The sequence below is a fragment of the Pseudomonas lini genome, from assembly GCF_030812475.1.
GTDB lineage: Bacteria > Pseudomonadota > Gammaproteobacteria > Pseudomonadales > Pseudomonadaceae > Aquipseudomonas > Aquipseudomonas lini_A.
The window spans coordinates 95,084-116,937 of sequence record NZ_JAUSSR010000013.1 but is presented as its reverse complement, the minus strand read 5'-3'; the positions used below and the strand labels follow the sequence as shown (position 1 = coordinate 116,937).

At 60.2% G+C, this 21,854-nt stretch carries 21 protein-coding genes; 10 read left to right on the top strand and 11 right to left on the bottom strand.

The genetic code is table 11. The annotated features are described in order from the left end of the window. Nucleotides 1-22: 22 nt before the first annotated feature. Nucleotides 23-205 carry a hypothetical protein gene (locus J2W17_RS23555; protein ID WP_307340158.1) on the top strand — a complete coding sequence of 61 codons (183 nt, stop codon included), beginning with the start codon at nt 23-25 and terminating at the stop codon, nt 203-205. On the opposite strand, the gene J2W17_RS23550 is transcribed toward J2W17_RS23555, so the two are convergent. Then, the gene (locus J2W17_RS23550; protein ID WP_307340155.1) at nt 202-1,263 is read right to left on the bottom strand and encodes an AI-2E family transporter; all 1,062 of its coding nucleotides are present in this window, start codon (nt 1,261-1,263) and stop codon (nt 202-204) included. The genes J2W17_RS23555 and J2W17_RS23550 overlap by 4 nt on opposite strands. A 175-nt stretch (nt 1,264-1,438) precedes the next feature. On the opposite strand from J2W17_RS23550, the gene trhP reads away from it, so the two are divergent. After that, the gene (gene trhP, locus J2W17_RS23545; protein WP_307340152.1) at nt 1,439-2,764 is read left to right on the top strand and encodes a prephenate-dependent tRNA uridine(34) hydroxylase TrhP; all 1,326 of its coding nucleotides are present in this window, start codon (nt 1,439-1,441) and stop codon (nt 2,762-2,764) included. A gap of 115 nt (nt 2,765-2,879) precedes the next feature. On the opposite strand, the gene J2W17_RS23540 is transcribed toward trhP, so the two are convergent. Further along, on the bottom strand, nt 2,880-3,743 hold the full coding sequence (locus tag J2W17_RS23540) for a LysR substrate-binding domain-containing protein (protein WP_307340150.1): 864 nt from the start codon (nt 3,741-3,743) through the stop codon (nt 2,880-2,882). Nucleotides 3,744-3,839: 96 nt separating this feature from the next. Here J2W17_RS23540 and J2W17_RS23535 point away from each other — a divergent pair, with 96 nt between their 5' ends. Continuing rightward, nucleotides 3,840-4,754 (top strand): DMT family transporter, encoded by a 915-nt coding sequence (locus J2W17_RS23535; protein WP_307340147.1) that lies wholly within the window; start codon nt 3,840-3,842, stop codon nt 4,752-4,754. Between the two features lie 203 nt (nt 4,755-4,957). Here J2W17_RS23535 and J2W17_RS23530 read toward each other — a convergent pair whose 3' ends face one another. Further along, on the bottom strand, nt 4,958-5,188 hold the full coding sequence (locus J2W17_RS23530) for a hypothetical protein (protein ID WP_307340144.1): 231 nt from the start codon (nt 5,186-5,188) through the stop codon (nt 4,958-4,960). A gap of 195 nt (nt 5,189-5,383) precedes the next feature. Between J2W17_RS23530 and ampC the strand changes: the two genes are divergently transcribed. Beyond that, a complete protein-coding gene (ampC, locus tag J2W17_RS23525) occupies nt 5,384-6,526 on the top strand; it encodes a class C beta-lactamase (RefSeq protein WP_307340141.1) in 1,143 nt (380 codons plus the stop codon). A gap of 79 nt (nt 6,527-6,605) precedes the next feature. Here ampC and J2W17_RS23520 read toward each other — a convergent pair whose 3' ends face one another. Then, complete coding sequence (locus J2W17_RS23520) at nt 6,606-6,965, bottom strand: DUF6124 family protein (protein ID WP_307340136.1); 360 nt, start codon at nt 6,963-6,965, stop codon at nt 6,606-6,608. A 520-nt stretch (nt 6,966-7,485) separates the two neighbouring features. Between J2W17_RS23520 and J2W17_RS23515 the strand changes: the two genes are divergently transcribed. Beyond that, nucleotides 7,486-8,676, top strand: coding sequence for an AAA family ATPase (locus J2W17_RS23515; protein WP_307340133.1), 1,191 nt, complete (start codon nt 7,486-7,488; stop codon nt 8,674-8,676). Between the two features lie 482 nt (nt 8,677-9,158). On the opposite strand, the gene J2W17_RS23510 is transcribed toward J2W17_RS23515, so the two are convergent. After that, a complete protein-coding gene (locus tag J2W17_RS23510) occupies nt 9,159-9,707 on the bottom strand; it encodes a DUF4174 domain-containing protein (protein ID WP_307340131.1) in 549 nt (182 codons plus the stop codon). A gap of 179 nt (nt 9,708-9,886) precedes the next feature. Here J2W17_RS23510 and J2W17_RS23505 point away from each other — a divergent pair, with 179 nt between their 5' ends. Then, complete coding sequence (locus J2W17_RS23505; protein WP_307340128.1) at nt 9,887-10,255, top strand: VOC family protein; 369 nt, start codon at nt 9,887-9,889, stop codon at nt 10,253-10,255. Nucleotides 10,256-10,274: 19 nt separating this feature from the next. On the opposite strand, the gene J2W17_RS23500 is transcribed toward J2W17_RS23505, so the two are convergent. Both J2W17_RS23500 and J2W17_RS23495 read right to left on the bottom strand, forming a co-directional pair. Further along, nucleotides 10,275-11,060 (bottom strand): sulfite exporter TauE/SafE family protein, encoded by a 786-nt coding sequence (locus J2W17_RS23500; protein ID WP_307340124.1) that lies wholly within the window; start codon nt 11,058-11,060, stop codon nt 10,275-10,277. A gap of 338 nt (nt 11,061-11,398) precedes the next feature. Continuing rightward, nucleotides 11,399-12,148, bottom strand: coding sequence for a hypothetical protein (locus J2W17_RS23495; RefSeq protein ID WP_307340121.1), 750 nt, complete (start codon nt 12,146-12,148; stop codon nt 11,399-11,401). 363 nt (nt 12,149-12,511) lie between these two features. Here J2W17_RS23495 and J2W17_RS23490 point away from each other — a divergent pair, with 363 nt between their 5' ends. Together J2W17_RS23490 and J2W17_RS23485 are read left to right on the top strand one after the other, a co-directional pair. Further along, nucleotides 12,512-13,333 (top strand): aldo/keto reductase, encoded by an 822-nt coding sequence (locus tag J2W17_RS23490; protein ID WP_307340118.1) that lies wholly within the window; start codon nt 12,512-12,514, stop codon nt 13,331-13,333. Between the two features lie 30 nt (nt 13,334-13,363). After that, entirely contained in the window at nt 13,364-13,813 is a 450-nt protein-coding gene (locus J2W17_RS23485) for a DUF1810 domain-containing protein (RefSeq protein WP_307340116.1), read from the top strand. Here J2W17_RS23485 and J2W17_RS23480 read toward each other — a convergent pair. After that, complete coding sequence (locus J2W17_RS23480) at nt 13,799-16,159, bottom strand: DNA polymerase II (RefSeq protein ID WP_307340456.1); 2,361 nt, start codon at nt 16,157-16,159, stop codon at nt 13,799-13,801. The two genes, J2W17_RS23485 and J2W17_RS23480, sit on opposite strands and share 15 nt — an antisense overlap. A gap of 225 nt (nt 16,160-16,384) precedes the next feature. Here J2W17_RS23480 and J2W17_RS23475 point away from each other — a divergent pair, with 225 nt between their 5' ends. Next, nucleotides 16,385-17,725 (top strand): phosphate ABC transporter substrate-binding/OmpA family protein, encoded by a 1,341-nt coding sequence (locus J2W17_RS23475; protein WP_307340113.1) that lies wholly within the window; start codon nt 16,385-16,387, stop codon nt 17,723-17,725. A 237-nt stretch (nt 17,726-17,962) separates the two neighbouring features. Here J2W17_RS23475 and J2W17_RS23470 read toward each other — a convergent pair whose 3' ends face one another. Then, on the bottom strand, nt 17,963-18,481 hold the full coding sequence (locus J2W17_RS23470; RefSeq protein ID WP_307340111.1) for an ankyrin repeat domain-containing protein: 519 nt from the start codon (nt 18,479-18,481) through the stop codon (nt 17,963-17,965). Nucleotides 18,482-18,577: 96 nt separating this feature from the next. Then, entirely contained in the window at nt 18,578-20,413 is a 1,836-nt protein-coding gene (locus J2W17_RS23465; RefSeq protein WP_307340108.1) for a long-chain-acyl-CoA synthetase, read from the bottom strand. A gap of 345 nt (nt 20,414-20,758) precedes the next feature. On the opposite strand from J2W17_RS23465, the gene J2W17_RS23460 reads away from it, so the two are divergent. Continuing rightward, nucleotides 20,759-21,037: a DUF3509 domain-containing protein gene (locus J2W17_RS23460; protein WP_307340106.1), complete on the top strand. Its 279-nt coding sequence runs from the start codon at nt 20,759-20,761 to the stop codon at nt 21,035-21,037. Between the two features lie 268 nt (nt 21,038-21,305). Here the strand turns inward: J2W17_RS23460 and J2W17_RS23455 are convergent, their stop codons facing one another. After that, entirely contained in the window at nt 21,306-21,851 is a 546-nt protein-coding gene (locus J2W17_RS23455; RefSeq protein WP_307340103.1) for a 1,2-dihydroxy-3-keto-5-methylthiopentene dioxygenase, read from the bottom strand. Between the last annotated feature and the right edge of the window lie 3 nt (nt 21,852-21,854).

Sequence of the window (21,854 nt, the reverse complement as noted above, 5' to 3'; positions counted from 1 at the left end):
CCATAGATTGATGGAGGTACTTATGTCACAGGTTCAGATCATGTCCGTTATCGGCAGCGCCGTTCCCGCACCGCTCAGAGCGCTGGGCTTGCTCGCCTGTTGGTATCTGGTGCTGGACGGCGAACCGATCAGCGGCCCGCTGACTTCGTTGCCGGACGCCCAGGCACTGTCGCAACAGATCGGCCAGGGTCAGCTCAGCGCTTAAGGCAGCTGCACCCGCGGCTTGGTTTCGATGAAAATGCCCCAGCTCGACATGAACAGCGCGGCGATCAGTGGCCCGATGACAAAACCGTTGAGCCCGAAGACCGCCAGGCCACCCAGGGTGGAAATCAGGATCATGTAATCCGGCATCTTGGTGTCCTTGCCGACCATGATCGGTCGCATCACATTATCCACCAGGCCGATCACGAAGACCCCGAACAACGCCAGTACCGTGCCCTGCCAGATCGCCCCGCTGAGCAGGAAGTACAGGGCCACCGGTGCCCAGACGATGCCGGCGCCCACTGCCGGCAACAGCGACAAAAACCCCATCAGCACCGCCCAGAGCAACGCGCTCGGGATGTCCAGAAACCAGAAAATCGCCCCGCCCAACGCGCCCTGGGTGATCGCCACCAGCAGGTTGCCCTTGATCGTGGCCCGTACCACGCGGTTGAACTTGAGCTGCAAACGACGCTTCTGGTTGTCTTCCAGCGGTACGGCGGCGCGGACCTTGCGTGCCAGCTCGGAGCCGTCGCGCAGGAAGAAGAACAACAGATACAGCATGATGAAAAAGCTGACGATGAATTCGAACGTACCCTGGCCGAAACTGAATGCCTGGCTGGCCAGCACCTGTCCGCCCTGCATCGAACTCTTGACGATCTTATCGCGCAATCCGTTCAAATTACCCAGGCCGAATCGATCGAGCAGGTTCTGGAAATACGGCGGCAGGCTGTGTTTGAACTGCGCCAGATACTTGCCGATGTCCAGTTCGCCGCTCTCAATGGTTTTATAGAAGGTCGCGCCTTCCTGGATCAGCAAGGTACCGACGATGATCACTGGCAGGATCGCAATCACCAGGCAGATGCTCAAGGTGCATAGGGATGTCAGGTTGCGTTGCCAGCCAAACTTCAGTTGCAGTCGATGCTGCAGCGGGGCAAAGACAATGCCCAGGATCACCGCCCAGAACACCGCTCCGTAGAATGGCAGCAGGATCCAGATGAAAGCGATGGTCACCAGTCCCAGCAAGACCGCCAGTGACTTGTTTTGCAATTTCTCTTCGTTCATGTCCGATCCATGTCAGTCCGCAAGGTGCCTGCTCTTGCACTCAAGAGCCGTCCTGATGCTTAGTCCGCCACGGTTCGCGCGAGTGCCATCCGTTTGTTCATCAAGCATAGATCCAGATCAATGAAACCCGCGGGCAAGCCGATTACCCTCGTCGGCTTTTGCGATCGACTCGTCAATGAACCTCATCCCACCAGAACTACTCGCCCCCGCCGGCACCCTGAAGAACATGCGTTATGCCTTCGCCTACGGCGCCGACGCGGTGTACGCCGGCCAGCCGCGCTACAGCCTGCGAGTGCGCAACAACGAATTCGATCACGCCAACCTCGCCCTCGGCATTCGCGAGGCCCAGGCCCAGGGCAAGCGCTTTTATGTGGTGGTGAATATCGCCCCGCACAACGCCAAGCTGAAAACCTTTCTCAAGGATCTGCAGCCGGTGATTGCCATGGCGCCGGATGCGCTGATCATGTCCGACCCGGGCCTGATCATGCTGGTGCGCCGGCATTATCCGCAGATGCCGATCCACCTGTCGGTGCAGGCCAACACGGTGAACTGGGCGAGTGTCGAGTTCTGGCAGCAACAAGGTCTGAGCCGGATCATCCTGTCGCGGGAACTGTCCCTGGAAGAAATCGCCGAAATTCGCGGGCAGGTCCCGGCCATGGAGCTGGAGGTGTTTGTCCATGGCGCGCTGTGCATGGCCTACTCCGGCCGTTGCCTGCTGTCCGGCTACATGAACAGGCGCGATGCCAATCAGGGCAGCTGCACCAATGCCTGTCGCTGGAAATATTCGGCACAGCCGGCCACGGAAAATCAACTCGGCGAAATCGTCCAGCGCTTCCAGCCCGAACCGACCCTGGGCATCGGTACCCCGACCGATCAGGTGTTCCTGTTGCAGGAAGCCAATCGACCGGATGAACTGATGCCGGCCTTCGAGGACGAGCATGGCACTTACATCATGAATGCCAAGGACTTGCGCGCCGTGCAGCATGTCGAGCGCCTGACCCGGATGGGCGTACATTCGCTGAAAATCGAAGGCCGGACCAAATCCCACTTCTATTGCGCGCGGACCACCCAGGTGTACCGCCGGGCCATCGACGATGCGGTGGCCGGTCGCGCCTTCGACCGTAACCTGATGACGGATCTGGAATCCCTCGCGCAACGTGGCTACACCGAAGGTTTCCTGAGACGGCATGTGCATGACGAGTATCAGAACTACCAGCACGGCAGTTCGGTGTCGGAGCGGCAACAGTTTGTCGGCGAATTGACCGGCGAGCGGCACGACCGGCTGGCCGAAGTCAAGGTGAAGAACCGTTTCGGCTTGGGTGACCACATGGAACTGATGACGCCCAAGGGCAACTTCCACTTCGATCTGCATCAGTTGCAGAACATCAGGGGTGAACCGATCGAAGTCGCGCCGGGGGATGGGCATACGGTGTATGTGCCGATTCCGGATGCGGTGGAGTTGAATTTTGGGTTGTTGATGCGGGATATCAGCGAGCGCTGAAGCTCATGTGGGAGCGGCGTGCAACGATTCGGCTTGCTCGAGAAGGCGGTGTGTCAGTCGACATCAACTCTGCCTGATATACCGCCTTCGCGAGCAAGCCCGCTCCCACAGGGGGTCAGGCGAACTCTTCGCGCAACATCGCCACAAACGCCTCGCGCGCCGGGTGAACCCCGGCGTTTTCATGCCAGTAGAACAGGTTGTCGATGGCCGTCAGGTCGGGGAATTCATAGCCCGCGCAACCGGCGCCTTTGGCGAACTGGTCGAAAACCCCTTTCGGCACCAGCGCCACACCGGCCCCGGCGCTGACGCAGCCGACGATCGCGCCGTAACTGGCCAGGCTGACAATCGGCAACGCCTGCCCCTGGCGCAACAACCAATGCTCCAGCGCCGCCCGATAGGGGCAACCCTGTGGCCACATGAACACGGTCTTGTCCTGCAAATCGGCGATATCTCGCACCGGCCCCAGGGACGTCGAGGCAATCAACAGCAGCTCCTCGCGGTACATCGGCGTGCGCTTGAGTTGCAAGCGTTCGACATCCACCGCGACTATCGCGCCGTCGAGCCGGTGGTTGAAGGTGTCATCGAGCAGTTGGCTCCAGGGGCCCGTGGTCAGTTCCAGGGCCACTTTGGGGAACCGCTTGTGGAACTTGGCCAGCAAGCGCGGCAAGCGCCCCGTGGCCGAGGACTCGATGGCGCCGATGCGCAACGGACCGGACGGCTCCGCGGCGGGATCGAGCGCGCGCTTGGCCTCCGCCGCGAGCGCAAGCATCTTTGCGGCATAGGCGAGGAAGGTCTGCCCCGACGGGCTGATCTGCAATCCCCGGCCCTCGCGCAGGAACAGCGCGACCCCCAACTCCGCCTCCAGCGCCTTGATCCGTGCCGTGATATTCGACGGCACGCAATGCAACAACTCGGCGGCGCGGGCAATGCTGCCGACGTCGGCGACGGTCTTGAACATGCGAATCTGCGCCAGCTCCATACATCACCCAAAGTGAACGGTTAACGCAGTATAAGTCAGTTGTAGTGAATGGTTCGAATTCCGATACTCGGTGCACAGGCCCACAGGTATCCGACCATGCAAGCGCTCACCGCTGTCTCCCCCTCCCCCGTCAAGATCGTGCTGGCGATGGCATTCGTCGTCGCCTGCTGGGGCTATTCCCCGACCGGTATTCACCTCGGTTTACAAGCCTATGATCCGGGCCATCTGGCGTTGCTGCGGTTTCTGCTGGCCTCGGCATTCATGGGCGTCGTCGCCCTGATCCGCGGTATCCGCCTGCCGAGCCTAGGCGATCTGCCGCTGCTGCTGGCCCTGGGTTTCTTTGCGGTCAGCCTGCACCACGTGGCGTTGAATTTTGGCCAGCAGGGCGTCAGCGCTGGAGCGTCCAGCGTGTTGGCGCAATCCACGCCGCTGTTCAGCACACTGCTGGCGCGCTTCGTGTTCAAGGACCGGGTGACTGCCTGGCGCTGGGGCTGTGTTGTCCTGGGATTGCTCGGCGTGTTGATTGTGGTGGCTGGCGATCACGGTCTGGGCAGCATCAACAGCCACGGCTTGCTGATTCTGCTGGCGGCGTTGTCCTGGAGCTTTTACTTTGCGCTGCAGAAACAGCATGCCCGGCGCTACGACGGGTTGACGCTGGTGTGTTACACGGTTTGGTTCGGGACGCTGTTGCTGTTGGTCTATTTACCTGGTCTGGCAAGCCAGGTGGCCGCAGCGCCGATCGATGTGCAAGTGGCGGTGATCGGGCTGGGCGTGTTTCCGAGCGCCCTGGCGTACCTGGCCTGGGCGTATGTGTTGGCGCATGTGGATTTGAGCCGGGCGACGATGACGCTGTACCTGATACCACCCACTGCCATGGGGATCGCTTCTTTTGCGTTGGCAGAGCAGCCCACGTTGATGGTGTTCATGGGGTCGGCGATTGTGCTGATCAGTGTGCTGGCGTTGAATCTGGAGCGGCGGGTGGTGGTGGTGGTTCAGGGGGCCAGTGTCTGAAAAAAACCGCCACACTGACCAATGCCGGTCAGTTAAGCGAATGCGGTTCACTGTGGGAGCGAGCTTGCTCGCGATGGTCGTTAACGAAAACGCACGTTTACTGGCTAAACACGGCGCTCTTGAGTCCATCGCGAGCAAGCTCGCTCCTACAGGGGCTCCATTCGCTTTACTGACTGGCGGAAGGCGCACTGGCCGGGTTCTGTTTATCGCCTGTCATCGGAAAGCGGAGTAGGCTCATCCGCCGGTGGCACGTCCTCATCCGCCGTCGGGTCCATCCAGTCTTCCGGTCGATCGGCGTCTGCGCCGGTTGGGTCCCGGGTCGGGTCCATGCCGGGCGGTGCATCCTGATCCATGCTTGGCTCATCGGTACCGGGCATGGGCCTGGTGGGGTCGGTATCGGGTGTTCCACCCTGGAACGTTGATTCGTTAGCCATGACGCACCTCACAGGTGAGGTCCAGCAAATCTGGGCCGTACTGGTTGGAAGCAACGCCGTTGACGAGGTGCTATCGGGTAGACGGACGGTGATCCGCGATCCGCCGGGACCGGGACCGGGCGCGGCAGCCAGTTTGGAAAGCAGCCCGGCGTTTAGCGGTTAACATTATTGAAACTCAAGGACAGTGGCTCAGTCATGCTTGAAAAAAACCTGAAAAAACTCGCTTTCATACTGTTGCTCGGTGCCGGTCACTGCATGGCGGACGACCGCATCGAATCCATCGTCAACACCGCCATCGAACCGGTCATGCAGCAACAGCAGATACCCGGTGTCGCGGTCGCAATCACCGTCAACGGCGAGGCGCATTACTTCAACTACGGCGTGGCCTCGAAGGACAGCGGCAAGGCTGTCACCGAAGACACCCTGTTCGAGATCGGTTCGGTGAGCAAGACCTTCACCGCCACCCTCGCCGCCTATGCTCAGGCGACAGGCAAACTGTCCCTGTCCGACAAGGCCAGCACCGTCCTGCCGGAGCTGCGAGGCAGCGCGTTCGACAACATCAGCGTATTGCAACTGGGCACCTACTCGGCCGGTGGCCTGCCGTTGCAATTCCCCGAGGAGGCCGATGCACCGGACAAGATGCTAGGCTATTTCAAGCAGTGGAAACCGACTTACACCGCTGGCAGCCATCGCCAGTATTCGAACCCGAGCCTTGGGCTGTTTGGCTATCTGGCGGCCAAAAGCATGGGCGCGCCTTTCGATGAGGTGATGGAAAACACCCTGCTGCCGAAACTCGGATTGAAGCACACCTTCCTCAAGGTGCCGCAGGATCAGATGGGCCTTTATGCCCAGGGGTATAACAAGGAAGACAAGCCGGTGCGGGTCGGGCCCGGGGCGCTGGATTCGGAGGCGTATGGGGTGAAGACCAGTGCGGCGGATCTGCTTCGTTATATTCAGGTGAACATGAAACCGGCAGGGCTTGAAGCACCGTTGCAGCGGGCAATTGCCACCACGCACACGGGTTACTACAAAGTCGGTGACATGACCCAGGGATTGGGCTGGGAACTCTACGGCTATCCGGTCACCCTTGATCAGTTACTCGACGGTAACTCGACGCAGATGGCGATGGAAGCTCACGAAGTTCAGTTGCTGAACCCGCTGCAACCTCAACCGGACGTTGTGCTGGTCAATAAAACCGGCTCGACGGGCGGCTTCGGTGCTTATGTCGCGTATGTGCCCTCGAAAGCTATCGGCATCGTGATCCTGGCCAACAAGAACTATCCGAACGCGGAGCGGGTGAAAGTGGCGCATGGGGTATTGGGCGCACTGAGCAAGTAACTCAGAGCCCCCGACCTGTAGCAGTCATCAAAATGGGCGACCCCTTGAGGTCGCCCATTTTCATTGGTGCGCCTGCTGACTAAACAGCTGACGCGCCGTCGGGTGGATCGATATTGTCCAGTGCCCGGTTCACCAATAACTCGCCCACGACGGCCAACTGCTGAATGGATAGCGCCACGTTGCGGTTGGAGCTTTCCAGTTTGCAGGCCAGGTCCGTGACGAGGACGTTCAGCGAAGCGAGGGTTTCGCAGGCGTGGCATAGCAGGGTTACGGAGTCGACGTCGGGGACGATGGTGAAAATGTGGCTGACCGGGTCGGCGTGGTTGGGGTTGCGCAGACGAGCGCTGATGGCGGGCTCGGTGATGTCAGCAAGAGGAACGGGGTCGAGGGGGTCGGAATTCGCGGGGATTTCAGGGGGATTGGGACTTACTTTTTTCATGGGAGAAGATCCATTGGGGATTGTTGAAAAAACTACCCATCTCACTTCCACATGAGGGTGGCAGCTGTACGCAGGTGTGGAAGACCAGGCCAACCCACCAATACCCGGCGCACTCGAAAGTGCTCCCGCGTACAGCCGCCATAACGCGGCAATGTTGACATAAAAATGTCGACACGCGCTCTACGGGCATTGGTAGATGACTTTTACCAACGGACTTCCACATCCGACCACTGATTTTGCAGCGGCGGAACAAGGTTATCGGTGCGGTTCACAGAGCACCAGTTCACCAACACCGCCACGTTTTGCAGGAAATCTCCGAAGCAGGTGAAGGCCTTTGCCTACGTTCATTTTTCGGGCATGCCATTACAAATAACTTTTTACTTTTGATCGTTGTGATACAGCTGAAACCGTTGTATCTAATGGTCCTCGCAGCCCCAAACGGCATCGGATCAGCCCACGGCCGGGAATGACATACTGCGCGTTCAATAATTCAAACCGACTGACCCCAAAGTGCGTCGCAATGGAAATTTTCAGTTTCAAACTCACGGATGTCGGTCGGTTTACCGAATTGGACATACAGCTGGCCCCCACCGCCAAACACCCCTCGAACGTGACGGTGTTAGTGGGGGAAAACGGTGCCGGGAAAACCACCCTTTTAAAGTCACTGGCCACCTCGCTGAGCTGGCTGGCAGCCAGAATTCGTACCGAAAAAGGCAATGGCAGCCACTTGGCAAATGAGGACATTCGAAACGGCGCCTCACTTGCCACTGTTACGATTGCGGTAGTGGGCCGCTCACAGATACGTTCAGGTCTTACTGATGCAGTCCCTGAAGATATTCTGTTCATTTGGACCACTGCCCGCGTAAGACAAGGACGAAAGAGCGTTGTCCATAGCCAGTTAATGGATGCCAGTCGCCTAGCGGACCATTATCGGAACCAACTGACCGCCAATGATAAAGCCTCACTCCCATTGATCGCCTACTACCCAGTCGAGCGCTCGGTTCTGGAAATCCCGCTAAAAATCAGAACCAAACATACCTTTGATCAACTAGACGGCTACGACAACTCATTGAATCGCAGAGTCGATTTCCGACAATTCTTTGAATGGTTTCGCGAACGCGAAGACAGCGAAAATGAAAGCGGTGTGTCCGACACTGCGCTGGCCGAAATTTCCGAAAGGTTCGGCAAGGACAGTGACATCTGGAAAACCCTTTTCCAATTACAAGCCTCATCCCGCGATCGTCAGCTGACGGCGGTTCGCTCTGCTATCGCAGCGTTCATGCCTGGCTTCAGCAACCTGCGGTTGCAGCGCAAGCCGCGCCTGCACATGGCCATCGACAAAGAAGGCATGACGCTCAACATCGCTCAACTCTCGCAGGGAGAAAAGTCGATGATGGCGTTAGTTGGCGATATCGCTCGCCGATTGGCGATGATGAATCAGTCTTTGGACAATCCGTTAGAAGGTGACGGGATCGTACTGATCGACGAAGTCGATTTGCACCTGCACCCCAAATGGCAGCGCAGTTTGATTCGGCAGTTGAGCGAGACCTTCCCCAACTGCCAGTTTGTGCTGACAACCCAATCGCCGCTGGTCATCAGCGACGCAAAAGATGTGTTGGTTTACGTGCTGGACGATGGGAACCGTCCAAAACATTGGCAGCGCGCAACACGCCACCAAGAACCCCCGGGCGACACAATAGTGGAGTCATAGTGATGGCGGCTGACAAGCACAGCCTGTTCGTCGAGGGGATACACCAAGAGCAGCTTTGCCCGCGAAGGCAATTGATCATTCAACATCGATGCTGAATGACACGCCGCTTTCGCCGGCAAGCCGGTCTCGCTCCCACAGAGAATCTTCAGCGCACACACCAGATCGGTGAACGACGCTGATCCCGTGTAGGAGCCGGCTTGCTGGCGAAGACGCTGGCACATCCAGCAGAAGTGTTTGCTGGCAGACCGCTTTCGCTGCGGTGCGGCGAACCGACAAGCCAGCTCCTGCAAGGGGCTTCGTTGGACGCAAAATTGGCGAACGCCGGCGATCAACATGTGGGAGCGAGCTTGCTCCGGGCGGCGTTCCGACGATGGTCTCGAGGACGATGCGTTCATTCGGGGAAAACGCGTTATCGTTAACGTCCATCGCGAGCAAGCTCGCTCCTACAGGGAATTCATTTACCGTGAAGTTTCTGCGCGGATTCAATCGTCCGGCATTTCTGGCGGCTTGGCGGGCTTGGTCGGTTTGACCGGTTTTGTCGCCTTGGCGCCTTTGGCCGGGGCGGGTTCGGTCACCGGTGGTGGTGTCGGCGCCGTGGCCTCTTTCTCTGTCGCCGGCAATTCATCGATGGTTTTGAAAATGGCTTGCAGGTCGACCGCATCCGACTGCTCCAGTTTCTTTTCACCGTCCTTGCCGACCAGAATCACCTTGGTCTTCGCGCCGGCGCCCAATTTGAGCGAGCGGATCAATGCCGCCGTGTCTTGTGGCCCCAGGTCTTTGCCTTCGCGCTGGCCCATCAGGTTGAGCACGGTGTACAGGACCATGTTGCGATCGTCGAAACCCTTGCGGTTGGCCGGCTCATCCAGTGCCTTCTTCAAGCTGACCCATGTGGGATCGACCGTGCTCGGGGCGATGACGATCAACGGCCGGGCCCTGCCCTTGTCCATGTCCAGCGGTGAGTCGCCATCGGCGGCGAACAAGGTACCGGCGAAAGCCAGCAGGGTAGCCAGGGTCAATGACCTGATGAGCATGCGCATCTCCTTTTGATATCCACGCTCTAATGATTGCGCATCGCGGCGTTCGTTCCGGGGACGCTTCGCAATTATGTTTCGCCCTGACCCAAGCTTAGGTCAGGGCAGTCATTGCGCAACAGACTGGACTAATCTCATGGTTCAGTACTAGACACCTGAAACGCCGTGAGGGCCACGCCATGAGCGCTCAGCTGAATCACACCATCGTCTGGTGCCGCGACAAGCAGACGTCGGCCAATTACCTGACAGACATCCTCGGCCTGCCCGCTCCCGAGCCCTTCGGGCCGATGCTGGTCGTCAAACTCGACAACGGCGTGTCGCTGGATTTCTACAACAACGACCCGCCGATCGCGTCCCAGCACTATGCGTTTTTGCTTGGGGACGATGAGTTCGATGCGGCCTTCGCCCGTCTGCAGGCGCGAAAGCAACCCTGGTGGGCCGATCCCGGCAAGCAGCGTCCGGACGAAATCAATGACTACGGCGGTGGCCGGCGGGTCTATTTCGATGACCCGGACGGGCACCTGCTGGAGATTTTTACCCGTGAGTGATTGAGGCCTGCGGCAAACATCAGAACGCCAGTTTGTAGCCGATCAGCACCAGCATCGTGGCCAGGCATGGACGCAGCACTTCGTCGGAGATGCGGCCGGTGAGATGACTGCCCAGGTAAATGCCGGGCAGCGAACCGACTAGCAAATAGCCCAGCACGTGCCAATCCATGTTGCCCATGCTCGCGTGACCGAGGCCGGCGACCAGGGTCAGCGGTACGGCGTGGGCGATTTCCGTGCCTACCAGGCGACGGGTTGGCAGCATGGGATAAAGAATGAACAGGGCTACGGTGCCCAGTGCGCCAGCACCGATGGAGGTCAGGGCGACCATGGTGCCGAGCACCAGGCCCGTCAGCACGGTCATGCCGTTCAGGCGTGGGCCACTGGGATTGTAATTGCCGCCCGCCCGTTTGTGGGCGAAATCGAGCAAGCGCTTCTTGAAGAAAATCGCCAGGGCGGTGGCAAACAGAACGAAGCCAAGGGCCTGTTTGATCACGGCGTTCATGGCATCGGGGGATGTCTGCAGGGTGCTGAGGAACCACAGCGTCATCAGCACCGCCGGCACACTGCCGAGCGTCAGCCAGCCAGTGATTGCCCAATCGATGTTGTTGTTCTTTTTATGAACCAGAACGCCGCTGGATTTGGTGATGGCGGCGTACAGGAGATCCGTGCCCACCGCCGTCGCCGGATTGACCCCGAACCACAGCAGGATCGGCGTCATCAATGAGCCGCCGCCCACGCCGGTCATGCCGACGATGAAACCCACCACCAAACCTGCGACTACCAACCCGAAGTTAACGAATTCCATTAACACGCCCACAAAAATCGCATGAAAAAACTGGTCCGCAGCATAGCGATTTTTCTTATAACTACTTATATCGATGCGGTCTATCGTTATGCCTATGTGCGCTTAGATCCCTGTAGGAGCTGGCTTGCCAGCGAAGGTCTGAAGGGCGACGCGTTCATTCAGGAGAAACGCGTTATCGTTGACGTCCATCGCGAGCAAGCTTGCTCCTACAGGGGGATCGGGTACGGTCGAAATGGTTGCGTTGGCTGTCAGGACGCCTTCGCTGCGGTTCGGCGTTCCGACAAGCCAGCTCCTACAGGGGGGGGGCGGTTGATGGATCGGGGGGCAGGCCGCCAACGTTATTGTACGGGCAGGAAATTGAGGAACAGCAGGCTCTGGGCGTAATTCAGGCCGATCCGCCGGTAGCGCTCGTCGAGCATCTGGGTCAGCAGATCGAGGCGCGCGACGATCTTGCCGAACTCCACGGCAAAACTCAGGTTGCTGCCCTCCTCCGAGATCTCGTTGGAAAACAGCAAGGGCTCGCCTTGCTTGTTCTGCCGCTGGCTGAGGATCCAGGTGGCTTTCTCGATGTTGCGCGCGGCGTTGTTGACGAAGGTCGGGTTGATCGCATCGGTCATGTAGAACTCGAGACGATTGCCGTGGGCGGTGACCAGCATGCTGCCGATGGCATAGATGAAGGCGCCGACCCGGTCGCCGAGAAATTCCGGGCTCATGGCAAAGCTCAGTGCCGCCAGGTCTTTTTTACCGCCCAGGGTCGGCAGCGGCTGTTGCATTTCGATGGCCATGCGCACTTGCTGCCCGGCGGTGCGGGCGTCGAGGAAGCCGGACTTCTTCAACTCCTCGGGGTTGCGCAGGTAGAGCTTGCTCATGAGCAAATAGAGGCTATCGAGGTTGTCGCGCATCGCCAGGGTGGCCATGCGGTCGACGCTGGTCTGGAGGAATTCCTGGGGTTTGCCCTGGCGGAACTGGTCGATGATGTCGCCGCCCTGTTGATGGCTGCATCCGGTGAGGCAGAGCGTCGACAGACAGGCCAGCAGCAGGCTGCTACGGCGGATGTGCATCGTGATGTGGGGTAACACTCGAAACATGGGTGATTGAACTTGGACATGGGCTTGCGGTGGGGGGTCGCCGCAGGCTGGCCATGGATAGAGCCGGGAAATGGGGAAAAGTGCAGTACCGATGGTCTGTAAATGCTGGTAGGCGGACAGTTGAATCAAAAGATCAGCAGCCTGCGACAGCTCGCGCCGTACGCATACCCCTGTAGGAGCTGGCTTGCCAGCGAAGGCGGTGGATCAGGCAACATCGTGTTCGACACAAAGGCCGCCTTCGCTGGCAGCCCAGCGCCTGCAAGGGGGGCGGCGTACACTGGGATATTTGAGCTTTGCACGGAACCACTGCGCTATTGTGCTGCCAACCGAAGAGTATCCATCGAGCGAACAAAGGAGACGTGCATGCGCACCCTCGAACTGGCAGGCGTCAACGTACCGGTCATCGGCCAGGGCACCTGGCACATGGGGGAGGATCCATCGCAGCGCAGCCAGGAAGTAGCGGCGTTGCGCTTGGGCATCGAGCTGGGCATGACCCTGATCGACTCCGCTGAAATGTACGCAGAAGGTGGCGCCGAGCAGGTGGTGGGTGAAGCCATCGCCGGTTTGCGCGACCAGGTGTTCCTGGTCAGCAAGGTGTACCCGCACAACGCCAGCCGCAAGGGTATTCCCCAGGCGTGTGAGCGCAGTCTGCAACGGCTGGGTACCGACTACATTGATTTGTACCTGTTGCACTGGCGTGGCCAGTATCCCCTGGAGGAAACCGTCGAAGCGTTCGAACGCCTGCGCGAAGCCGGCAAGATCGGCCGCTGGGGCGTGTCCAATTTCGACCTGGCTGACCTGCACGAACTGGCCGCGCCGGCCTGCGCCACTAACCAGGTACTCTACAATCTTGAAGAACGCGGCATAGAATTCGATCTGCTGCCCTGGTGCCAGCAGCATCGCCTGCCGATCATGGCCTACTGTCCGATCGGCCAGGGTGGGCAACTGCTGACGCACCCGACGCTCCAGCGGGTTGCCGCCCATCACGAGGCGACGCCGGCCCAGATCGCACTGGCATGGATTCTTCGCCAGGACGACGTGATCGCCATCCCCAAAGCGGTCAGACCTGAACATGTGCGACTGAATGCGCAAGCCGTGCAATTGCGGCTTGAAGCCGGGGATCTGGAGGCGCTGGACCACGCGTTTCACGCGCCGCAACGAAAGCAGCGATTGGCCATGGTCTGAGCCATCGCGGTTTGGTCAGAGGGTTTGCGCATGAGAAGCACCGATCCACTCGACAGGTTCGACCTCAAACGCTTCATTCAGGCGCAGGACCCGGTGTTCGACCGGGTTCAGGATGAGCTCAGTGATGGCCGCAAGCGCAGCCACTGGATGTGGTTCATCTTTCCGCAATTCACCGGACTTGGCGACAGTGAGATGTCCCGTCGCTACGCGATTCGATCCGCCGCGGAGGCGCAGGCCTACCTCCAGCACCCCGTGTTGAGCACGCGCCTGCGCACTTGCACGCAATTGGTCCTGAACATCGAGCATCGCTCGATTGCGGCCATTTTCGGCCATCCAGACGAGCTCAAGTTTCACTCCTCGATGACGCTGTTTGCCCAGGTCGATACCGAGGACAACCTTTTCAACCGGGCGCTGGATCAGTATTTCCACGGCATTCCCGACGCCTGGACGCTGACGCTGATGGACTCAAAACAGGCCTAGTTGACCGCCAATCAGGGTTGAGAAGTCGTCGTCGACGAAGGGCAGGATCGCATCCGCCACCGGTTGCAATTGCCGGGTGACGTAGTGGTCGTAATCGATGGGCGCGCTGCGGATCTCCAGCGGTTCGGGCCCGGCGACGCTGATCACGTAGCTGATCCAGCCGCCGTTCTGATACTGCCGCGGCCGGCCCTGACGGTCGTTGTAGTCGTCGGCGATCCGCGCCGCGCGGACGTGGGGCGGCACGTTGCGCTGATAGTCGTCGAGGGTGCGGCGCAGGCGCTTGCGGTAGATCAGCCGGTCATCGAACTCACCGGCCAGGGTCTTGCGCACATAATCGCGCACGTAATCCTGATACGGCTGGCGATTGAAGATGCGCAGGTACAGCTCCTGCTGGAATTGCCGGGCCAGCGGCGACCAGTCGGTGCGCACGGTTTCCAGGCCCTTGTAAACCATTTCATCGCTGCCGTCGGCGCGGGTCACCAGCCCGGCATAGCGTTTCTTGCTGCCCTCCTCCGCGCCGCGAATGGTCGGCATCAAAAAGCGTTTGTAGTGGGTTTCGAACTGCAACTCCAGGGCGCTTTCCAGGCCATATTCCTGCCGTACATGTTCGCACCACCACTGATTGACGTGGCTCACCAGGGCGTGGCCGATCTGCGCCGCTTCCTGCTGACCGTGGGCGCGACGCAGCCAGACGAAGGTCGAGTCGGTATCGCCGTAGATCACCGTGTGGCCCTGGGCTTCGATCAACTGTCGGGTGCGCAGCATGATTTCGTGACCGCGCAGGGTGATGGACGACGCCAGGCGCGTGTCGAAGAAGCGGCAACCACTGGAGCCGAGCACGCCGTAGAAGGCGTTCATGATGATCTTCAAGGCCTGGGATAGCGGCGCGTTGTGTTCGCGCTTGGCGGTTTCCCGGCCTTCGGCGACGCGGGCGACGATCGCCGGGAGGCAGTGCCGGGTCCTGGAAAAACGCGCGCCGCGAAAGCCCTGCACCGACTCGCTGTCTGCGGGATGCTTGAGGCCCTCGATCAGGCCCACCGGGTCGATGAGAAAGGTGCGAATGATCGATGGGTAGAGGCTCTTATAGTCGAGCACCAGCACCGATTCATACAGCCCCGGTTGCGAGTCCATGACGAATCCGCCGGGGCTGGCTTGGGCGGGCTTGCTGCCCAGATTGGGCGCGACGAACCCCTGGCGGTGCATCAGCGGCATGTACAGGTGGGTGAAGGCCGCCACCGAACCGCCGCTACGGTCCGCTGGCAAACCGGTGACGCTGGCCCGTTCCAGCAAGAAGGTCAGCAGCTCGGTCTTGGCGAAAATCCGTGTGACCAGTTCGCAGTCCTTGAGGTTGTACTTGGCCAGGGCCGGTTTGTCCTCGGCGAACATGCGATTGATTTCGTCCATGCGCTGATACGGTGTACTGATCGCCTTGCCCTCGCCGAGCAGGGTTTGCGCGACGTTTTCCAGGCTGAACGAGGGGAAATTCCAGGTCGCCGAGCGCAGGGATTCGATGCCATCGATGATCAATCGCCCGGCGGCCGAGGCGAAATAATGGTTGCGGCTGCCATGTTCGCGCCACTGCATTTCCTCGCCGCCACGCCCCAGCTGCAACGGCACCGCCAGGCGCCGAGCGTGCTCGTGCAGCACGCGCAGGTCGAACTGCACGACGTTCCAGCCGATGATCGCGTCGGGATCATGGCGGGCGAACCATTCATTGAGTTTCTTCAGCAGCAGGGTTCGCGAGTCACAGTATTCGAGCTGAAAATCCACGGCGCTGTGGTCGCCGTTGGGCGGGCCCAGCATATAGACCTGGCGCTCGCCGCAGCCTTCCAGGGCGATGGAATACAACTCGCCCTGGGCGGTGGTTTCGATGTCCAGGGACACCAGCCTGAGCGCGGGCCGGTAGTCCGGATCGGGTTTCATCTGCGCGTCCAGCAACAGACCCTCGGCACCGGGCGTGCCGCCAAACACCACCGGCGCCGTGATGAACCGTTCCATCATGTAGCGTTCCGGTGGACGCACGTCGGCTTCGAACACATCGACGCCGGCCTTGCGCAGCGCGGTTTCCAGGCGCATCAGTTGCCCATGCTGCTGGCAATACAGGCCGAGCACCGGGCGATGCTCGAAATCCAGCAGGGCCAGCGGTCGAAGTTCGAGGTTTTTTTCGCCCTGCAACAGCGCCTCGGCCTGCTCGCGCTGAGCCGCCGGAATGAACGCCACCGAGGGCTGACAAGGCAGGCGGATGCGTCGGGGACCGGTATCGGTCGCCAACCAGAATTCGACTTCCGTGCCGGCCGGTGTGTCGCGCCAATGCCGGGTCAGGACGAAGCCCCGCTGTAAATCCACCACTGCAACCTCAAATCCGCTTCAAGCCGCAATTCTACGCGTCATTGATGGAACATGGCGCCGATTGCTCCCGCAGGTTCCGCGTTTTAACCGATTGGCATCAGGATGGGTCCTGCACCTGGCTGCATCGGCTGGCGCGCAGGTTGTGATCTTTTGATCTGTCATCTTTCGGACACGTTACTGACTTATTCTCCCGGCACTTTCCTGGTCTTTCAAGGTGCCGGCATGATGCTGCGCGTGTTGTTCCTGTGGGTGTTCTGCGCAAGCCTGCCACTGGTGGTTTCGGCCGGTGATCTATCGATACCCGAACAGGGTCCGGTGCTGCGCATCCAGGGTTCCAATACGATCGGCGCCGCACTCGGTCCGGCACTGGTCGAAGGCTTGATGCGCGAGCAGGGTCTGCTCAAGGTTCATCGCGAAGCCCAGGACACCGCCAACGAACTGCGGGTAGTCGGCGAAACCGTGCAAGGGCGGCGGGTGGTGGTGGACATTGCGGCCCACGGATCCAGCACCGGCTTCACCGCCCTGAAAACCGCCACCGCCGATCTCGCCGCATCCTCGCGCCCGATCAAGGACAGCGAACGGCTAGTCCTGCAACCCCTGGGCGATCTGAAACAACCCGGCGCCGAGCAGGTGATCGCCATCGATGGCCTGGCGATCATCCTTCATCCGCAGAACCCGTTGAATCAGCTCGACACCGAACAACTGGCGCGGATTTTCAGCGGCGAGGCCAGCACCTGGGAGGCAGTCGGCGGTCGCGGTGGGCCGATTCATCTGTATGCGCGGGATGACCATTCGGGCACGTATGACACGTTCAAGGAGCTGGTCCTCGCGGGGCGGGGGAAAAAGCTGAGCAGCACCGCGGAACGTTTCGAATCCAGCGAGCAATTGTCCGACGCGGTGAGCCTGGATCCGCAAGGCATCGGCTTCATCGGCCTGCCCTACGTGCGCCAGGCCAAAGCCGTGGCCATCGCCGACGGCCAGTCCCAGGCCATGCTGCCGCTCGACCGCCTGATCGCCACGGAAGACTATCCCCTGTCCCGTCGACTGTTCTTTTACCTTCCGCCCACCGGGAACAATCCCTGGGCCGACGCATTGCTTGCCTTCGCCCAAAGCCGGGAGGGTCAGGCCATCGTCACCGCCACTGGTTTTGTCGCCCAGACCGTCCAGGCCATGGCCGTCACGCCGAATGCGCTGATGCCCGAGGGTTATCAGGCGCTCAGCCGCCATGCCCAGCGGCTGACGGTCAATTTTCGTTTCGAGGAAGGCAGTGCAACCCTGGACAACAAGGCCCGGCAAGACCTCTCAAGGGTGCTCGACTACATCGAGCAGCAGGACAAGAGCCAGCGGCAGGTGACACTAGTGGGATTTGGCGACGCCAAGCGTGATCCGGCGCGGGCCGATCTGCTGTCGAAACTGCGCGCCATGGCCGTGCGCCGGGAGCTGGTGAAGAACGGCGTAGTGCTGCGCGAGATTCGCGGCTATGGCGCCGAGATGCCGGTGGCGGCCAATAACGCGGACGAGGGGCGAATCAGGAATCGGCGGGTTGAGGTGTGGGTGTATTGAGACTTTGGTTGATCTGGAAACACCCTTTGCGTCAGTGGACTCCTGCGGCGAGGGGGCAGGCCCAATGCCAGCCAGTCAAGCGCGGAACTTGTAGGAGCTGGCTTGCCAGCGAAGGCGGTCTGTCAGTTGATATCGATCTCGCCTGGCACACCGCCTTCGCTGGCAAGCCAGCTCCTACAGGTCCGCGTCTTAACTCCCCTCGCCGCAGGCGTTTGGCTTGCCTGAGGACGTTGCCGATCAGCCGAGCAATTTCTGCAATTGAGCCGTGGTATCCACCGCCCCCATGGTCTTGGCCGCATCCAGCGCAGTGACGCCATTGGCGTCCTTGGCCTTCGGATCGGCGCCCTTGCCGATCAGGTAGTCGACGATTTCGACGCGATTGAACATGGCCGCCATCATCAGCGCCGTACGCCCGTCAAAGGACGAACCTTCAACCTGCGCACCGCCTTCGACCAGCGCCTTGACCGTCGCCAGGTCGCCCTTGAACGCCGCGCCGGCAATCGGGCTCTGGCCGTTGTCGTTGCGGATTTCCGGATCGGCCTTGTGCTCGAGCAGGACTTTTACCGTCTCCACATGACCGTGGTAAGCGGCCAGCATCAACAAGGTATCGCCCTTGTGGTTGCGCAGGTTCGGCGGCAGGCCCTTGGTCAGCAGCGCAGCCATCATGGCCGCATCGCCCTCGCGCGCCTTGTTGAATACCTGTTCGGCAAATTCAGCGGCTTCTTCGGGGGTCATCTGGCGGCTTTGGTCTGACATCGGGGGCTCCACTTTCGGTTATTCGCAAAGCCGACAGTTTCCCGATGAGCCTCGAAGCTGTCACTTGTTTTTTCTCATGCAGCGCCATAGCCATCTTCAATAACGGTACTTGCCGCCATGAATGTCAGTCAGCAATTGCCCGGTGACCGGCACGTACGTCCCGGTCCCCGGCAGCCAGGCATAAATCGGATCATCACCGGTCCTGCCCGGGTCGAAGGCTTCATCCTTGAGCCGGGTTTTCTGGTATTTGAAGGTCCCGGTGGTCTCCATCTTCACTTTGACCCGCAGGAACAAGGGCACGGCATAGGCCGGCATCCGCTCCCGGGCAAAGGCCAGCAGTTCGCTGAAATCCAGGGTCGCCAGGGATTCGGCGGGGGTGATCGCGGCCATCCCGGCGCGACCGTTGGTGTTGCGGATCTCCACGCCATAGGCCACGGCTTCGCAAATGTTCGGGTGCTGCAGAAGGATGTTCTCGACCTCGGTGGTCGAGACGTTTTCGCCCTTCCAGCGATAGGTGTCACCCAGACGATCGACGAACCGGGCATGGCCGAAACCGATGTTGCGCATCAGGTCGCCAGTGTTGAAGTAGCGGTCGCCTTTCTCGAACACATCGTGGAGCACGGCCTTTTCGGTCTTCTGTGGATCGGTGTAACCGTCCAGCGGCGCCTTGTCGTCGATCTTCGCCAGCAGCAAGCCCTGCTCGCCTTTGGCTACCTTACGCATGAAGCCCCTGGCGTTGCGAGTCGGCAAGCCACTGTCGTGGTCGTACGCCACCAGTTCCCATGACATCAGGGAAAACCCCACAGTGTTGTCGAAGTTCAGCACGTTGGTGAAGCCGATGTTGCCGTCACTGGCGGCGTACAGTTCGCAGATATGTTTTACCCCGAATCGCGTCTTGAATTCGCGCCAGGCACCGGGGCGCAGGCCATTGCCGATCATCTTCGTCACGCTGTGCTGGTTATCGTCGCCAGCGGGCGGCTGGTCCACCAGGTAACGGCACAATTCCCCGACGTAGCCGAGGGTCGTCGCACGGTACTGGCGCACGTCGTTCCAGAACTGGCTGGCGCTGAACTTGCGGCGGATGGCAAAGCCCGAAGCGCCACTGATCGCCGAGCCCCAGCACACGCACAGCCCGGTGGCGTGATAAAGCGGCAAGGTGCAATACACGACATCCTCGGGTCGCATGGCCAGCGCGATCAAGCCGAAGCTGGCGGAACTGCGCATCCACCGGCCATGCTTGAACACACCGGCCTTGGGCAACCCGGTGGTACCGGAGGTGTAGATGTAGAAACAAGGGTCGTCGAGATACACCTGTCGGCTGCTGGCCGGGTTGTCACTGCACGCATCGACGCTGGCCGCCATCAGGTTGATGAACCCTTCTGGCGCAATGCCCGGATGGGTATAGGTGCATTGATCGGCGACGAACCAGCTGCGCGCAGGCGTGATCGACACCCGCTCGCGCACCGCCGAAAACGCCGGGACCAGTTCCTCGCCGACAATGATTGCCACGGGTGCCGCCAGGTTCAGGCTATGGGCCAGGGTGTCGCGGGTTTGCGAGGTATTGAGCAAGGCGCTGATCGCACCGACCTTGGCCACCGCCAGAATCGTCACCAGCAGTTCCGGGCGGTTCTCGATGAACACCGCCACCCCGTCGCCCTTGCGGATGCCTTGGGCAATCAAGTGATGGGCGATGCGATTCGCCCATTGATTGACCTGTGCATAAGTCAGCGCCACCTCGCCCTGCAGCAATGCCGGACCCTCGGGATTGCGCAAGGTCGCCTGCTCGAAGCTCCAGCCCAGTCCACAGGGTTGGGTCGGGTCTTTGACGTTGGCGGCTTTCATGCCTTTCACCACACGGGGGATGGCTTTGGCAATGGCCGGCAGCTTGCGGAGCATCATGCCCCAGGTAATCGTGTCGTGCGGCGTACTCATGCAGGCTCCCGTTCGATGTTTTTTATTTTCGGGCGGCGTTTGATTGAGGCCGAAAATACGTCAGGGCTTCCCGGGCTGTACACGCGGTTTTTGAAATGTTTTGTATCCACGATCCCGGCAGGCGAAATCGCGAGTATCGGGCTGGCTATTGGTTCCATTGAAACAACAGCAACCACGCAAAATGCAGGATGCACGATGACCGTTCATGCAGATTGCACGAGATACTGAAATCGCCGAGAAATTAAGCTATTGATTTAAAAGGGTTTTTTAAATTTCAAAGGCTGGCACAAAGGCTGCAACTACCTCTCCATGCTTGCCAATCAAGTGCTAACGGAGCCGATAGACATGAGCCTGATTCAAGAAAAATTTGCGTCCCTGTTCTCCAACTTCGAAGTGACCACCCAGCCACGTCCGGACGGTGGCATCCTGCTGACCCTGCGCAGCACCGAAGGCAAAGTGTTCAAGCGCTCGATTTCCTACCAGCAATTGCACGCTGGGGATCAGCTGTCGTGGGTGATCAGTGCGATCCGCCGCGACCTCGCGGAGCAGGCCAGCGAACTACCGCAGATCTCCATGCTGCAAAGCCAGCAACGGTTTGCCCTGCCGACTTATCACTCGGCGTAAACCGTTCCCGGGCTTTAAACACACAGGCCGTGAATGCTTTCGCTTCACGGCCTGTGTTGTTTCTGTAGGAGCCGGCTTGCCGGCGAAGGCGTCCTGACAGCCAACCTGGTCTTCCGGATGTACCCAATCCTACTGTAGGAGCCGGCTTGCCGGCGAAGGCGTCTTCATGGGCGCTGCATGGCTTCAGGCCGCCTTCGCCGGCAAGCCGGCTCCTACATTTTGATGCATGCGGATCAGAGAGCCCGGCCAGCCGGTAGGCCGCCTCTACTCAATCCTCAAGCAGCGCAAAGCGGCTGGCAATGTCCGCGCCGGTGAATTCAGTTTTCCCGCCTTCCGGCTGATTGAACAGACGGATCGCGACGAAATGCGGATGCTCACCGCTATCGAACCAGTGCGGCGTACCGGCCGGAATCGAGATCAGGTCGTTCTTCTCGCAAAGCACCGCGTAGACGTAATCGCCGATATGCAGGTTGAACAAGCCACGACCGGCAACGAAAAATCGCACGACGTCTTCGCTACAGCTTTGCTCCTTGAGGAGGCCGGCCCGCAGCTCGGCTGTTTGCGGGTGATCGCTGGTCTGGCTGACCACATCAACGTTGATATACCCCTGCTCGGTCATCAGCTCGTCGATCGGCGCCTGGTAGGCGCCGATGATGTCTTCCGGGCTGGCGCCGGGCTGGAGCCTGGTCGCGGCTTGCCAGCGGGCAAAGCGCACGCCCTGTTCGGCCAGGGTCGAGGCGATATCGTCGAAGTGGGTCAGTACCTTGTTCGGCAGTTCCGGACTGCTGACAGGGTAAACGGACAGGCTACTCATGGT

Excerpts from the sequence above, each read along its gene's own strand:
- J2W17_RS23555 (WP_307340158.1), top strand. The coding sequence starts at position 23 with ATGTCACAGGTTCAGATCATGTCCGTTATCGGCAGCGCCGTTCCCGCA.
- J2W17_RS23550 (WP_307340155.1), bottom strand. The coding sequence starts at position 1,263 with ATGAACGAAGAGAAATTGCAAAACAAGTCACTGGCGGTCTTGCTGGGA.
- trhP (WP_307340152.1), top strand. The coding sequence starts at position 1,439 with ATGAACCTCATCCCACCAGAACTACTCGCCCCCGCCGGCACCCTGAAG.
- J2W17_RS23540 (WP_307340150.1), bottom strand. The coding sequence starts at position 3,743 with ATGGAGCTGGCGCAGATTCGCATGTTCAAGACCGTCGCCGACGTCGGC.
- J2W17_RS23535 (WP_307340147.1), top strand. The coding sequence starts at position 3,840 with ATGCAAGCGCTCACCGCTGTCTCCCCCTCCCCCGTCAAGATCGTGCTG.
- J2W17_RS23530 (WP_307340144.1), bottom strand. The coding sequence starts at position 5,188 with ATGGCTAACGAATCAACGTTCCAGGGTGGAACACCCGATACCGACCCC.
- ampC (WP_307340141.1), top strand. The coding sequence starts at position 5,384 with ATGCTTGAAAAAAACCTGAAAAAACTCGCTTTCATACTGTTGCTCGGT.
- J2W17_RS23520 (WP_307340136.1), bottom strand. The coding sequence starts at position 6,965 with ATGAAAAAAGTAAGTCCCAATCCCCCTGAAATCCCCGCGAATTCCGAC.
- J2W17_RS23515 (WP_307340133.1), top strand. The coding sequence starts at position 7,486 with ATGGAAATTTTCAGTTTCAAACTCACGGATGTCGGTCGGTTTACCGAA.
- J2W17_RS23510 (WP_307340131.1), bottom strand. The coding sequence starts at position 9,707 with ATGCTCATCAGGTCATTGACCCTGGCTACCCTGCTGGCTTTCGCCGGT.
- J2W17_RS23505 (WP_307340128.1), top strand. The coding sequence starts at position 9,887 with ATGAGCGCTCAGCTGAATCACACCATCGTCTGGTGCCGCGACAAGCAG.
- J2W17_RS23500 (WP_307340124.1), bottom strand. The coding sequence starts at position 11,060 with ATGGAATTCGTTAACTTCGGGTTGGTAGTCGCAGGTTTGGTGGTGGGT.
- J2W17_RS23495 (WP_307340121.1), bottom strand. The coding sequence starts at position 12,148 with ATGTTTCGAGTGTTACCCCACATCACGATGCACATCCGCCGTAGCAGC.
- J2W17_RS23490 (WP_307340118.1), top strand. The coding sequence starts at position 12,512 with ATGCGCACCCTCGAACTGGCAGGCGTCAACGTACCGGTCATCGGCCAG.
- J2W17_RS23485 (WP_307340116.1), top strand. The coding sequence starts at position 13,364 with ATGAGAAGCACCGATCCACTCGACAGGTTCGACCTCAAACGCTTCATT.
- J2W17_RS23475 (WP_307340113.1), top strand. The coding sequence starts at position 16,385 with ATGATGCTGCGCGTGTTGTTCCTGTGGGTGTTCTGCGCAAGCCTGCCA.
- J2W17_RS23470 (WP_307340111.1), bottom strand. The coding sequence starts at position 18,481 with ATGTCAGACCAAAGCCGCCAGATGACCCCCGAAGAAGCCGCTGAATTT.
- J2W17_RS23465 (WP_307340108.1), bottom strand. The coding sequence starts at position 20,413 with ATGAGTACGCCGCACGACACGATTACCTGGGGCATGATGCTCCGCAAG.
- J2W17_RS23460 (WP_307340106.1), top strand. The coding sequence starts at position 20,759 with ATGAGCCTGATTCAAGAAAAATTTGCGTCCCTGTTCTCCAACTTCGAA.
- J2W17_RS23455 (WP_307340103.1), bottom strand. The coding sequence starts at position 21,851 with ATGAGTAGCCTGTCCGTTTACCCTGTCAGCAGTCCGGAACTGCCGAAC.